Origin of the sequence: Flavobacterium anhuiense, from assembly GCF_004151235.1 — a bacterium.
Lineage (GTDB): Bacteria > Bacteroidota > Bacteroidia > Flavobacteriales > Flavobacteriaceae > Flavobacterium > Flavobacterium anhuiense_A.
In genome coordinates this window covers 118,527-131,974 of record NZ_JUIV01000008.1, presented here as the reverse complement: position 1 = coordinate 131,974, position 13,448 = coordinate 118,527, and the positions used below count along the sequence as shown (strand labels likewise).

At 31.8% G+C, this 13,448-nt stretch carries 13 protein-coding genes; 6 read left to right on the top strand and 7 right to left on the bottom strand.

What is annotated here, in order from left to right; all coding sequences use genetic code 11:
* Positions 1-32 precede the first annotated feature (32 nt).
* From NU08_RS12035 to lgt, 6 genes are all read left to right on the top strand, one after another.
* Complete coding sequence (locus NU08_RS12035) at positions 33-1,229, top strand: pyridoxal phosphate-dependent aminotransferase (protein ID WP_129747329.1); 1,197 nt, start codon at positions 33-35, stop codon at positions 1,227-1,229.
* Positions 1,230-1,433: 204 nt separating this feature from the next.
* Positions 1,434-2,105, top strand: coding sequence for a GTP cyclohydrolase I FolE (folE, locus tag NU08_RS12030; protein ID WP_129747328.1), 672 nt, complete (start codon positions 1,434-1,436; stop codon positions 2,103-2,105).
* An 89-nt stretch (positions 2,106-2,194) separates the two neighbouring features.
* Positions 2,195-2,560: a four helix bundle protein gene (locus NU08_RS12025; RefSeq protein ID WP_129747327.1), complete on the top strand. Its 366-nt coding sequence runs from the start codon at positions 2,195-2,197 to the stop codon at positions 2,558-2,560.
* 63 nt (positions 2,561-2,623) lie between these two features.
* Positions 2,624-4,105: a cysteine--tRNA ligase gene (gene cysS / locus NU08_RS12020; protein ID WP_129747326.1), complete on the top strand. Its 1,482-nt coding sequence runs from the start codon at positions 2,624-2,626 to the stop codon at positions 4,103-4,105.
* Positions 4,106-4,211: 106 nt separating this feature from the next.
* Positions 4,212-4,460 (top strand): membrane protein insertion efficiency factor YidD, encoded by a 249-nt coding sequence (gene yidD, locus NU08_RS12015; RefSeq protein WP_008462282.1) that lies wholly within the window; start codon positions 4,212-4,214, stop codon positions 4,458-4,460.
* A gap of 65 nt (positions 4,461-4,525) precedes the next feature.
* A complete protein-coding gene (lgt, locus tag NU08_RS12010; RefSeq protein WP_129747325.1) occupies positions 4,526-5,458 on the top strand; it encodes a prolipoprotein diacylglyceryl transferase in 933 nt (310 codons plus the stop codon).
* A 63-nt stretch (positions 5,459-5,521) separates the two neighbouring features.
* Here lgt and NU08_RS12005 read toward each other — a convergent pair whose 3' ends face one another.
* From NU08_RS12005 to NU08_RS11975, 7 genes are all read right to left on the bottom strand, one after another.
* A complete protein-coding gene (locus NU08_RS12005; RefSeq protein WP_129747324.1) occupies positions 5,522-5,752 on the bottom strand; it encodes a hypothetical protein in 231 nt (76 codons plus the stop codon).
* Between the two features lie 220 nt (positions 5,753-5,972).
* Positions 5,973-7,157, bottom strand: coding sequence for a hypothetical protein (locus NU08_RS12000; protein ID WP_129747323.1), 1,185 nt, complete (start codon positions 7,155-7,157; stop codon positions 5,973-5,975).
* Positions 7,150-8,628 (bottom strand): hypothetical protein, encoded by a 1,479-nt coding sequence (locus NU08_RS11995; RefSeq protein WP_129747322.1) that lies wholly within the window; start codon positions 8,626-8,628, stop codon positions 7,150-7,152. The genes NU08_RS12000 and NU08_RS11995 overlap by 8 nt, the downstream gene beginning before the upstream one ends.
* A gap of 436 nt (positions 8,629-9,064) precedes the next feature.
* Positions 9,065-10,264, bottom strand: a complete 1,200-nt coding sequence (locus NU08_RS11990) for a hypothetical protein (protein WP_129747321.1) — start codon at positions 10,262-10,264, stop codon at positions 9,065-9,067.
* 419 nt (positions 10,265-10,683) lie between these two features.
* Positions 10,684-11,838 (bottom strand): SH3 domain-containing protein, encoded by a 1,155-nt coding sequence (locus NU08_RS11985; RefSeq protein WP_129747320.1) that lies wholly within the window; start codon positions 11,836-11,838, stop codon positions 10,684-10,686.
* On the bottom strand, positions 11,820-12,416 hold the full coding sequence (locus tag NU08_RS22445) for a hypothetical protein (RefSeq protein WP_207214069.1): 597 nt from the start codon (positions 12,414-12,416) through the stop codon (positions 11,820-11,822). The genes NU08_RS11985 and NU08_RS22445 overlap by 19 nt, the downstream gene beginning before the upstream one ends.
* Complete coding sequence (locus tag NU08_RS11975; protein WP_129747319.1) at positions 12,409-13,437, bottom strand: glycoside hydrolase family 19 protein; 1,029 nt, start codon at positions 13,435-13,437, stop codon at positions 12,409-12,411. The genes NU08_RS22445 and NU08_RS11975 overlap by 8 nt, the downstream gene beginning before the upstream one ends.
* Between the last annotated feature and the right edge of the window lie 11 nt (positions 13,438-13,448).

Genomic DNA, 13,448 nt, shown 5'->3' with positions numbered 1-13,448 from the left:
AATGCAAATTTGCACTTCAATAATTTATACTCATGCCGACAATTTCACACAAGGGAAGAAACATGCCCGAATCTCCGATACGCAAGCTGGCTCCTTTTGCTGATTTAGCAAAGAAAAAAGGACACAAGGTGTATCACTTAAACATTGGTCAACCGGATATCAAGACACCGGAAGTGGCCATCGAGGCGGTAAAAAATATTGATTTGAGTATTATAGAATACAGTCCGTCTGCCGGATATGAAAGCTATAGAAAAAAATTAGCTCATTTTTACCAGCGCCAAAATGTAAACGTTAACACAGAAGACATCATTGTAACTACTGGTGGTTCTGAAGCCTTACTTTTTGCACTGGCCACAATTACAGATCCTGGAGATGAAATCATTATCCCGGAACCTTTTTATGCTAATTATCACGCGTTTGCTTCTTCGACAAGTGCAACTGTAGTGCCTCTTGTTTCTACTATCGAAACTGGGTTTGCTTTGCCAAGCATTGATGAAGTTGAAAAACTAATAACACCAAGAACAAAAGCCATTCTGATTTGCAACCCTGGAAATCCGACTGGATATTTATACTCTGAAGCCGAAATTAAACAATTAGCTCACTTAATTAAAAAACACGATTTATACTTAATCGCTGATGAAGTGTACCGTGAATTTTTATATGATGGAGATGATGTTCATTTTTCTGTAATGAATCTAGAAGATGTACAGCAAAATGTAATCATGGTCGATTCTGTGTCCAAACGTTACAGTATGTGCGGAGCAAGAATTGGCTGTCTGGTGACAAAAAACAAAGACGTCTTGGCAACCGTAATGAAGTTTGCTCAAGCGCGTTTGAGTCCGCCAACTATTGAGCAGATTGCTTGTGAAGCTGCGATAGACACTCCACAGAGTTATTTTGACGAAGTAATTGGTGAATATAAAGAACGTCGCAATACATTAATTGCTGAATTAAACAAGATTGAAGGAGTTGTGGTTACAAAACCAAAAGGCGCTTTTTATTGTATTGCCGAACTTCCTATAGAAGATTCAGACGATTTTGCACAATGGCTTCTTGAAAGCTATGATTTAAATGGCGAAACGGTAATGATTGCTCCAGCTAAAGGTTTCTACTCGACACCTGGAATGGGATTAAATCAGGTTCGTATTGCTTATGTGTTGAACAAAAAAGATTTGATTACAGCAGTAAATATCTTAAAGGAAGCTTTAATAGTTTACAATGACAGATAATCAATTCATTATAATACACTTTGAAAAGGCAATAACGTTTTTCGTTATTGTCTTTTTTGTTTCTAATAACAGTATTTCTCTTCAAATTTTAAATTATATCCAAAAACGAGTAATTAAATCCTAAAAACCATAGAAAAGGTTTCCCATTTATTAATTATCTTTACCGCCTTAAAAAGATATACCACATTATAATAGTAGTTCTTAATGATAAATAACGAAGAATTTTTAGACGAAATAGGTGACAGTCATTTCAGCAGTAATGCAAAAAACCCTCTAAGAGCGGATGCTTTTGACATCACTGATGAAGAAAAAATAGAAAAAATTAAAAAAGATGTCGAAAACATCCTGCAAACTTTAGGAATGGATTTGACAGATGACAGCATTAAAGGAACTCCAAACCGAGTTGCAAAGATGTTTGTAAAAGAAATTTTTGGAGGTCTTAACCCTGCAAAACAGCCAAAAGCTTCTACTTTTGACAATAATTACAAATATGGCGAAATGCTTGTAGAAAAAAACATCACGGTGTATTCTACTTGCGAGCACCATTTACTGCCAATTATCGGGCGTGCTCACGTTGCTTATATCTCAAGCGGACGCGTTATCGGTTTATCAAAAATGAACCGTATCGTAGAGTATTATGCAAAAAGACCTCAAGTACAGGAGCGTCTAACTATGCAGATTGTTCAAGAGCTTCAAAAAGCTTTAGGAACAGAAGATGTAGCCTGCGTTATTGATGCAAAACACCTTTGCGTAAACTCACGCGGAATTAAAGATATCGAAAGCAGCACAGTAACTTCTGAGTTCGGAGGAAAATTCAAAGACGCTCAAACGAAGAGAGAATTCCTTGACTACATTAAGTTAGATACTCAGTTCTAAATATTTGGGTTAATCGTTTATTTGTTTAATCGTTTAATCGAAAAAAAACAACTGAACAAATAAACGGTTAAACGATTAAACTAAAAAACATGTACATTTTTTCTTTTGAGAAACTTGATGTGTGGCAAAATGCAAGAATGTTTATTTTGGATATTTATAAATTGACTAGTAAATTTCCATCAAATGAATTATTCGGAATAACATCTCAAATAAAAAGAAGTGCATCTTCAATTGCAACAAATATTGCTGAAGGAACTTCAAGAAATACAAGTAAGGACAAAGCTCATTTTTTAACGATTTCTTATTCATCTGCAATGGAAACTTTAAATCATTTAATCATTTCAAAAGATTTAAATTATGTTTCAGAAACAGATTATGTAGCATCAAGAGAAAAAATTGAAAAAATTTGTAATCAAATAAATAATCTAAAAAAATATTATCTTTCACAACAATAAATCCGACAATCCGAATTAAACAAAATTAACGGTTAAACGATTAAACGATTAAACAAAAATACTATGCCACTATATAGCAGTCAGCCTTTAAAAATATACAATTCGCTTTCTGGCGAAAAAGAAGATTTCAAACCAATCCATGAAGGAAACGTTGGAATGTATGTTTGTGGACCTACCGTATATAGTAATGTTCACTTAGGAAACGTGAGAACTTTTATGTCTTTTGACGTAATTTTCAGGTATTTTCTGCATTTAGATTATAAAGTTCGTTATGTTCGAAATATTACCGATGTTGGACATATCGTAGACGATGTGGATGAAGGTGAAGATAAAATTGCTAAAAAAGCACGCTTAGAGCAATTGGAACCAATGGAAGTAGTACAGCGTTATACTGTAGATTTTCATAACATCTTAAAAGCGTTCAACTTTTTACCGCCAAGCATCGAGCCTACAGCTACAGGACATATTATTGAGCAGATTGAAATTATTAAAAAAATTATCGATAAAGGTATCGCTTACGTTGCTAATGGATCTGTTTATTTTGATGTAGTAAAATATAACGAAACCAATAATTACGGTATTTTAAGCGGTAGAAATATCGATGATATGCTGGCAAATACTCGTGATCTTGACGGACAATCTGACAAGAGAAATCCACAAGATTTTGCGTTGTGGAAAAAAGCAGAGCCAGAACATATCATGAGATGGCCATCACCTTGGAGCGATGGTTTCCCAGGATGGCATCTTGAATGTACTGCAATGAGCACCAAATATCTTGGAAATCATTTTGACATTCATGGAGGTGGAATGGATTTAAAATTCCCTCACCACGAGTGCGAAATCGCTCAAAACGAGGCTTGCACTGGTCAGGCACCCGTAAATTACTGGATGCACGCCAACATGCTTACGCTGAACGGAAAGAAAATGGCAAAATCGACTGGAAATAATATTCTTCCAGGCGAAATTCTTAGTGGAGACAACAACATTTTAAGCAAACCATTTTCTGCTTCAGTAACTCGTTTTTTCATGCTTCAAGCACATTACAGAAGCATCTTAGATTTTTCTGATGATGCTATTGTTGCAGCTGAAAAAGGATACAAAAGATTAATGGAAGCACTAGATGCTTTACCAAATATTACTGCAGGAAATTCTAGCTCTATAGATTTTGCAGCTTGGAAACAGCTTTGCTATGATGCAATGAATGATGATTTCAATACGCCAATTTTGATTGCACAATTGTTTGAAGCCGTTCGTTACATCAATTTATTAAAAGATGGCAAAGAAACGATTTCTGCTGATGATTTAGCCGATTTCAAAAAAGCCGTAAATGCTTTTGTATATGACGTTTTAGGACTTAATGACGATAAAACTGCTGATGGCGATAGCGATAAATTAGACGGCGTGGTAAACATGCTTATCGCAATGAGAAATCAAGCCAGAGCAGATAAAAACTTTGCTCTTTCTGACCAGATTCGTGATCAATTAATCGCTTTAGGAATTCAGCTTAAAGACGGAAAAGAAGGAACTACTTTTAGCATACAATAAAAAAAAGTGGTCAGCGTTCAGTTTTTTAGTGTTCAGATTCAAACTTTGAACCTAATGAATACTACAAACTGAAAAACTGAACACTAAACTAACTGGTACAAAAAATATGTTTTCAAAAATCCTAATATATCCGTTTGTATTGTTAGTCCGTTTTTATCAGACTGCCATTTCACCGTTTACACCCGCTGCTTGCAGATTTGAGCCCACTTGTTCGACATATATGATTCAGGCATTGCAAATTCATGGATTATTTTATGGCGGATTTTTAGGCATCAAACGTATTTTAAGCTGTCATCCTTGGGGAAGAAGCGGTTACGATCCTGTACCAGAAAAGAAATGCAACCACAAACATTAACTTTTTAGAAAGCGGTACTTTACATTAAATATTTATTTTTACAGCTATAATAAAAACATTTATACATGACACACGCCTTAAATTTAGTTTGGAATCCTTCTGAGGGAATCAACTTAGGATTTTTTATGATTCGCTATTACAGCTTAATGTTTGTAATTGCTTTTGGTTTAGGATGGTTCCTAATGAAAAAGATGTTCGAAAGAGAAAACGAATCGATTGAAAAACTAGATTCTCTATTTGTTTGGACAGTTTTAGCTACTTTAATCGGTGCGCGTTTAGGCCATGTTTTCTTTTACGATTGGGAATATTTCAGAAATCATTTACTTGAAATTTTCCTTCCATTTAGATTTGAACCAGAATTTCAATTTACAGGTTTCCAAGGATTAGCTAGTCATGGAGCAGCTATTGCAATCATTATTGCGATGTACTACTACAGTAAAAAAATATTAAAACGTCCGTTATTATGGATTTTAGATCGTGTTGTAATTCCTGTTGCAAGCGGTGCAATATTTGTTCGTTTAGGAAACTTCTTTAACTCAGAAATTATTGGTCACGAAACAAATTCTGCATTCGGAATCCGTTTTCTTCACGATAAATTCAGCAAAGCCGAAGCTGTACAAAAAACAGGAATAGCAGATCCAAAAGAAGCATATAATGCAATCGTTTCAGATCCAAGATTTGCAAACATATTAGCCGAAGTGCCTTCGAGACATCCTACTCAATTATACGAAGCAATTTGTTACGTTTTTGTTTTTGCTATCTTATACTTTTTATACTGGAAAACAAATGCAAGACTTAAATCTGGACTTTTATTCGGATTGTTTTTAGTTCTTTTATTTGTTGTTCGTTTCATTGTAGAGTTTGTAAAAGAAAGCCAAGGCGGTTTTGAGAGCGAATTAGGCTTGTTTTCAACAGGACAATGGTTAAGCATACCATTTATTATTATTGGTCTTTTCTTTGTCATTAGAGCACAGAGAAATCCTTTAGCAGAATCATAAAAACATTTCAATTCATAAAAAACGCCCAATATCTCGAATATTGGGCGTTTTCTTTTTATAGCTTTAATTTACATCCAAATATGGATTTAAAGTTTCAGCTAGTTCATTGAGCCAATAGAAACTATCTCTTAATTTGGTTTCTTGCTGGATGTTTTCTTGTTCGCTCATCACGTTTAGTGCGAGAGTAAAATTGACCTGTCTTAATGCTTTCGCCATAGACTGCGCATCAATTCTGTCGTTGAAGAAATTCATCAGCCTGATTTCGGCTTCTTTTGAAAGGGTTTTGGTGCTCATAATCTTAACTTTTAGGGAAATATAAAACCCGCGTAGGTTAGGTGTCCTACGCAGTTAAGAACGCGTTGCAGTTGTTTCCAATACCGCCACCATACCACACGGGCAAACTTTTTTTCTGTGATCATAATTCTTAATTTTTAGGAAGTGCAAATATATTAAAAAAGACTAGTTTTAATAAGTAGGAAAAGTAATCTTTTTTCTTTGTTTTAATTAGCTTCATTTACATAGGCAAACCAATACCACCATTTTTAGTATCATCGAATAATTTTTTAAAATCAGGAATGTTGTAGTAGTTACTTCTTTTGAATTCTTCTTCAAATTTCTCATCATTTAATTTTGGGAAAAAGGTATAAACATAACCTTTGTCAATACTTTGAGTAAATTTTGTCGCATAATAACAATAGAGCCCATAAATTCTTGCCGTATCACTGAAACTTGTATCTTCAACTTTTGGAAGTTCTGTTTTTCCTCGTAGATAAAGAAGATATTTTTCTTTGCTTTTAGTGTCTGCTTTAGTCATTACTTCAAAAATCTCTTTATGGAAAATGTATTTGTTATCGCAGGTTTTGGTAAAAAGTAATTTATCGAATTCGTCATCATTTAGGTTTCGGTCTAAAACCCATTTTAGTAAATCTTTATCTTGAACATAACCAAAGATTTTAACTAATGATTCCAGAAAAACTTGATCGTTAAACTTTAGCCATACCAAACTTGCTTTGTTATCATTGAATAGATATTTGTTGCGATTTATAAGTATCTGGATATTTTTTTCTCTTGTTTGAGCTAAATATTGTAAATCATCTTTCCATTGAGAAGCTTTTGTTTTTACATTCTCTATCTTATCTTCAATAATGATGTCCTCTTTTTCAAATTTTGAAACATCAGGAAACAGTTTTAAATAATCAATTATTGTTGGAAGAGGGTAAAAGTTTGTAATGAATTTACCTTTTACGACATATAAGTATTGTGCATCAGCAGCATAAGGGTAGTATTGCAAACTTTTATCGCATTTATTTTCAGCAAATGTTTCAATTTTTAAATATTCATTTATGGAATGATCATCAATTATTCTTCCAAATACTTTTTTTACAATATCATTAAAATTCTTGTTATCTACTATTTTGTATCCACTTGATTTCAAAATGGATTGCGCAACTATAACAAGAGCGTCTAGATCATCTTTATTGTAATCTTGAAAACTACCATAGACTTCATCACTTCCAGAATCAACCTGCTTTATTAAAATTGATTTTATCTTATCGTTATTATCATTATATAACATAGTCTCTTTATTAATTTTATTTTCATTTTGAATATTTTCTTCTTTTTTTTTAGCACAGCCATAAATCAAAACAAAAATTAATATTCCTAGTTTGGTTAATTTACTTTTTTCATTTTTAATCATCTTTCTCCCCTTTAACAGTTTTAATTGAACTTAATCCTATTGATTTATTTGCTTCGTCAGGATTTGAATACACATCTGATGCCGTTAATTTTTCAGTTGTTTTTATTTGATACCCCTTAGGCTTGAAAAAACCCATAAATTTTTTATATACGTCTCTTTTTTTCTTGGCACTATAATGACTGTGGAAAACGTTTCCACTACAGTCATACGATGAAACTTTAATCATATTATTTTGGTTTCCTCCTAACACGGCATAATTATCTGTGCCATTTATTTTTCCATAAACAAAAGTTACATGTCCTGAGCTTTCAACAATACCATTTTTATTACAATCAGAAAATGTAGCTATTGCACCGTAAAATACTTCACATTTTTCAACCGTTTTATTATTAATAAATGATCTAGATCCTGGTGAATGGGGTGAAGGATAATCAGGATTACTATTTTCAAGACACCAGCATGCAAATGATGAACACCAGGCATCTTTTTTACCTAGATAGCTAGCTCCTTCTTTATGGTACATTGTTACTCTATCTTGTATTAAATTTTGTTTTTTGCCACCATAAATTTTAGCTTCATTAACAGCTACTTCCATCCATGGTGCTCTGTCACTGATATCAACACTTCCTTCTTCAGCATTTTCACAGATACCTTTAAAAAGCTCTTTTGCTCCAGGATCATAATGCTTTTCCTTTAATTCTAAAATAACATCAGCCACTGTGGTTTTTCCGTTTATAAATCCCCAACGGTCTTCAAAACGCTGTCTGGTGTAAACCCACTTTTTTCGTTGGGTATGTTCCTCGCCTTTCATAAATGAAGGATTTGAGGAATAGCCGTATTTCGTTACCCAAGGCTCAATACCAATATTAATACCCCTTTGCTTAGCACTTGTTTGGCTTCCATCGCCATCCGGCACTGAAATACTTTCGTCAAAGAGAACATAATCAGGATTATTTCCATTTCCTACAGCATTGGGCTTTAAAACATACAAATACAAGTCTACCATGTTTGATATTTCTTTCTTTGAAGCAAAATAATCATGAACATAATCCATTTGCTTGATAAAGGTCATCTTCTTTAGCTCAGCTCTTGTAGTGCCTAATTTTTTGGCTGAAACGTCGCTAAATTGTATTAAACCAGAATAGTCAGCTCCATTGTCAGCGTAAGGCTTAAACATGTTTTTCTCACCCGTTTCAAGATGCATAATAGCCATTAGTTCACTTGCTTTGTCTTTCTTTTTATCCTCTCCCCAAAGTTTTGCGCATACTTCAAGAACTTTTTTGCGTTCGTCGCAGGTTAATTTATTGCTCCAATAGAAATTATTTTCTTTGCAAACACACTTTCCTTTATTTTTGTCTGCCCAATATCCACCAATATTAACGGTTAAGTAACTATTAATCTTTTCAATAAATGGATCTTTCCAAATTTCTTTTTTTACATCTATTTTCTGCCCGATAGCGCGGATTTGCAATCCGTGCCCGCAACAGCAAGACACAAAACAAATCAGTAAAACAAAAATTAATGTGTTTTTTTATTATTTCCAAATATAACCAGGCAATCACCAAACCAATCTTTGCGGGCACGGATTGCAAATCCGCGCTATCGGGTTATTGTAGTCTTTTTGGAAACTTTTAAAGAATAATTCTATGATTTTTTGTTTGTTGTCTTGAATGTTACATATTTTAGAAGAATCTATTGATTCTATTAAAGTATCTATAACATTTAATTTTAGTGAGTTTTCAATTGAATGAACACTTTTTATTTTAGTTTCTTTTTTACAAAAAGACATCAAAAAAGTAAAACAAATAATACTAATAAATTTTAGGTGTCTCATTTTATATTTTTAAAGTGGAGTTAAAAGATTGAACATGCAAATGATATTGGATTCAAATACTCCCCTGTTAGTATTATCTACTATTTTTATTATTACATAAATCATCAATAGTCTTACTATCGTAATCTATGAATTGTACTTCTCCAAAATTATTTGTTGTAAATGTATTCTCCCAATTTTTTGATTCATCTGCATATGTTGTTACTATACTATATTTTTGAAGTTTTATCTGTTTATTTATTTTATCATATTGAAATGTTATGAATCTGGTTTGTGTAGGTCCTTCAGAAATATTATCAACGAAAGTAAAATCATAATTATTCCATTTTATACCATTAAGTCCTGTACCTGTAGAGTTTGGCGCAGGTGGAGTAAGTATATTTTCATTCTCAAACGTTTTTTGAACAGATGAATCTTCATTCAAAAGAACAATATAAACAAGAAATTTTTCCTCTTTACTATCCCAAAAAACATAAATTTCATCTTCGCGATTATCTTGATTAAGATCACATTTTTTTTCGAAAAAACGTTCAAGACCTTTCTTCTTTATATCTTCTAAAAATTCAGACAAACTATAATTACGATTGGATTTAGCCTTTTCTGATTTTGTAACTTTATCAATATATTTTTTTATCTCTGTTTCTGGCAAAAGATCATTGAATACAGAACTTTCAAAATTTAAAATATTCTTTTTTGAAACATCACAAAAAGTTAAAATATATTTGTCTGATTTTTTAGTTAACTTAAAAGAGCCTTTTTTCCATTCTTTATTTAAATTTTCAAAAGAAATTTTATTTAAATCCTCATCTTTTATATTAAAATTGTTTAAATATGAAAAATGATCTTCATCAAATTCATACGCAATTAAATTTGGATATTGTTCTGTGTAACCAGGTAACAATAATATTCCTTTCGATTTTTTTTCATCAAATAATAATCGAATTCCATCGTAATTATCAGGTAAATATTCAAAATTGAATAAAATTTGTTTCCAATCAGAAACATTTTCACCATCAACAACAAATTGTAATAACGTTATATCTTCTATAAATCGAAACTTAAGTAGAAAATTGTTGTATTGAATATTTAATTCTCTTATATCGCCAGTTGTTTTATAACTTTTTGTAAAAATAACCTCTTTATAATCTTGTGAATTTATTATTTCGGTTTTTAAGTTCTCTTTTTTATCATCGTTTTTACAACTTAACAAGGTAATTGATATAACAAATACCATTATGAACTTGAATAATCTAGTCTTTTCCATTAATTTCATTTATTTTTCCTTTTTCAGCTATTTCCTTTTGTAAATTCTTTTCTTCAATAGATTGTTCGGATGCTCCTTTAAAATGCACATAAAACCCGATAGCGCGGATTTGCAATCCGTGCCCGCAACAGCAAGACACAAAACAAATCAGTAAAACAAAAATTAATGTGTTTTTTTATTATTTCCAAATATAACCAGGCAATCACCAAACCAATCTTTGCGGGCACGGATTGCAAATCCGCGCTATCGGGTTTTCTATCAGCTTTTGCTATTCCTCTGGTTTCTTTTTTAGAAGGACCTTTTGTTCTGCGGGAGATGGTTTTTGAGTTTCAGATGGTTTTGAAGCGGTGTAAATTTGATATTTGGGACACATAAATTATCTAAAATGACATTCAAATGTGATTGCTTTTCTCTATGTTGTAAAACTTCTATTGAAAAGACTCCGCTTTTATCTTAGTTTTATAAACATATCCTTTTTTGCCTTCCTTGGTTTGTACCAACCACCAATCTCCTGAATTATCCAATACTTGAACTTCAGAACCAGTGCTTATTTTTTGAAGAATTTCAGAAGATGTATTTTTCTCTTTTCTCAGATTTGTATAGCCGTCTGAATCGTTTATTTTATATTTAGAGTTATAACTTAAAGAATTTGAATATTCATGTTCAAGATAATTTTTTAACCTTTCAAAACCATAATAATTATTATTCTGTAAAACTTTTATATAATCTGGGTTTTCATCCAAATCCTCATCTACAATCCCTCTTATCCCTGACAAAATAATTTCATTTAATAAGAAAGCAATTTGATAATCACTTTTTTGAAAGTCATTTGGCTTTTTTCTGATTTCTTGGATTAAGTCTGAAAAATTAGAATAAACATCAGCTCCAACAACAACACCATAGTCTGTTGAAATTTCATTATTAAATTTTATTTCCCTTAATTTCTTAACCATCTTTTCACGTAATTTCAATTTGGTTTCATGATCTTGAAACAGAAGTTCAATAAGTACTGATTTACTTTCAAAATTAGTACGGCTAAAAACAAATTTTAATATGTCATTGTTTTCAGTAAATCCATAAACACTTACCAAATCATCCAATAGATATGGATGTCTTAATTTCAACCAAGCTAAAGCTGGGTTGTCATCATAAAATATAAATTTATTGTAATTACTAATTAATTGACCATCTATTTCTTCCCCGTCAGAATTTTCCACATAGATTAAATTATAATCCTTAATAACAACAGGAAACATATCATTTTCTAAAACAATAATATTTGTATAATCTTTGATATCCCAATTATAATAGAATTTAATCTTATCGTAGAATGTATTTGTATCTGGTACCTTATAACCATACTTATTTACTTCAGATCTTATTCTTTCCTTATTGTCAGTAATAAATTTTTCAAAATTTATATTCATACCTCCATCATTAAAAATATTGAATGATGAAATTTTTTCGTTTGTTTGCCTATTCATTTTTTTATTTTTTTCATGTTGTCCATTGCAAGAAGCAGATAAAATAATTAGTGAAATACTAATATATTTCATTTTGTTTTTTATAATATTCCAGTCCATTTCGTATCTCCTATTTCTGTATTATCCCATTTTTCTTCTTTTACAGACCTCTGTTCTACAATAATCCTTACAGGTCGCTCATCATTTAGTGGTAAGTCTTCTAATTTCGAAAGCAATTCTTCTACTAATTTTGTATCTTGACCAGTTACCGTAGTCAAACAACCAATAGAATATTTTGGACTATATTGATGAATAGCAATACCTGCTCTTATTCCATGTGGTCCATTAATGGATGCAGATTTACCATCATCACTCAGATATATTTTGTATTTTTGACCATCAGATTTAGGGATTAAATAATATTCTCCAGGTGGAGTTTCATTATTTTTTCCGTATCTCATATTAGAATGCTTCCCATATTTGGTTTTATCACCATGTGCATCTCTTGATAGAAAAATAGAATAATCTTCAACAGGTAATTTATTTTCAGTTTTTTGTTTCTCGTATGTCTCTAGCGACATATTAAAATAAATATTAGTTTTATAAACAACCCAATCTTGGATTTTTTTTGAACCCTCACCAGAAACAACTACAACAGTTCCTATATCTAGATTTGAAAAAGTACCTGCTTTACTCACTAAGCTTTAATATATCATTAGCTTTTTTGAAAAATCTTTGCCTCTCTTTCAAACCATCAGCGATCGCATTAATTTTTAAAGAAACTTTTTCAACAGCTTTTGCATTATTTTCATTTGCAAGAGAATTTATATTATTCTTGCCCCAATAAGCCAATGCACTAGTTATAGCATCTTTTGGATTATTTTTCAATTTGTATGGGTTGTCTCCATCTGTCCAATCTACATCAGGTTCATTATCATCCTTCATATGAGTATTGAAATATCTTTCTAGATTTTGATAATTCTCCTTCCACGTAATCTGTTTAAAGCCTTTCCCACTATACAACCATCCATCTCCTGTGTTTATGTGTAATCTGCCTAGCGGGTGTGTGTGTCCATATATTGCATTAGCCAATTCAATTTGTTGATTTAAAGTTAGCCCAGGCGTAGGTAATCGATTAATTCTTCCTAACCTTTTCGCCTCGGTTTCTTTTTCAAGACGTGTTCTAAATTGATTAAAATATGATGAGAATTTACCTATAAGCTTCTCCCAATACCAATTAAAGTTTTCCTGCAAACTGTAAAATTTACTTTCTTGAGAAATTTGAGCTAAAAAGTGAGCCTTTCGTATACAAGTATTTATGCCAACTTTTTTACGATATATATTTAAATAAGGAAGAGCGGCTCTTATCATGGTTTCATCCTCAACTAGACAATTGTTTCTTTTGTCTACACAAATCTTTTTAATTTCATCAAGTGTAATATCTTTATCACAATTTGGGCAATCACTTTTTTTCTGATGCCAAATTGAATCCCCAACATCAACCATTAACAGACTATTTATAAATTCCTGTTGCGGGTCGTAATTAACGGTAGGTTTTACATCTATTTTCTGCTCCAGATAATCATTCGCTTTTCTATCTGCTTTTGCTATTCCTCTGGTTTCTTTTTTAGAAGGTCCTTTTTGTTGTGCGGGAGATGTTTTTTTAGTTTCGTTTTCAGATGGTTTAGAAGCAGAGTTTGGACAAACATATCCCCACACGAAAGGATTCG

Bases quoted from the DNA above. Each gene is read 5' to 3' on its own strand.
- NU08_RS12035 (WP_129747329.1), top strand. From the start codon at position 33: ATGCCGACAATTTCACACAAGGGAAGAAACATGCCCGAATCTCCGATA.
- folE (WP_129747328.1), top strand. From the start codon at position 1,434: ATGATAAATAACGAAGAATTTTTAGACGAAATAGGTGACAGTCATTTC.
- NU08_RS12025 (WP_129747327.1), top strand. From the start codon at position 2,195: ATGTACATTTTTTCTTTTGAGAAACTTGATGTGTGGCAAAATGCAAGA.
- cysS (WP_129747326.1), top strand. From the start codon at position 2,624: ATGCCACTATATAGCAGTCAGCCTTTAAAAATATACAATTCGCTTTCT.
- yidD (WP_008462282.1), top strand. From the start codon at position 4,212: ATGTTTTCAAAAATCCTAATATATCCGTTTGTATTGTTAGTCCGTTTT.
- lgt (WP_129747325.1), top strand. From the start codon at position 4,526: ATGACACACGCCTTAAATTTAGTTTGGAATCCTTCTGAGGGAATCAAC.
- NU08_RS12005 (WP_129747324.1), bottom strand. From the start codon at position 5,752: ATGAGCACCAAAACCCTTTCAAAAGAAGCCGAAATCAGGCTGATGAAT.
- NU08_RS12000 (WP_129747323.1), bottom strand. From the start codon at position 7,157: ATGATTAAAAATGAAAAAAGTAAATTAACCAAACTAGGAATATTAATT.
- NU08_RS11990 (WP_129747321.1), bottom strand. From the start codon at position 10,264: ATGAAATTAATGGAAAAGACTAGATTATTCAAGTTCATAATGGTATTT.
- NU08_RS11985 (WP_129747320.1), bottom strand. From the start codon at position 11,838: ATGGACTGGAATATTATAAAAAACAAAATGAAATATATTAGTATTTCA.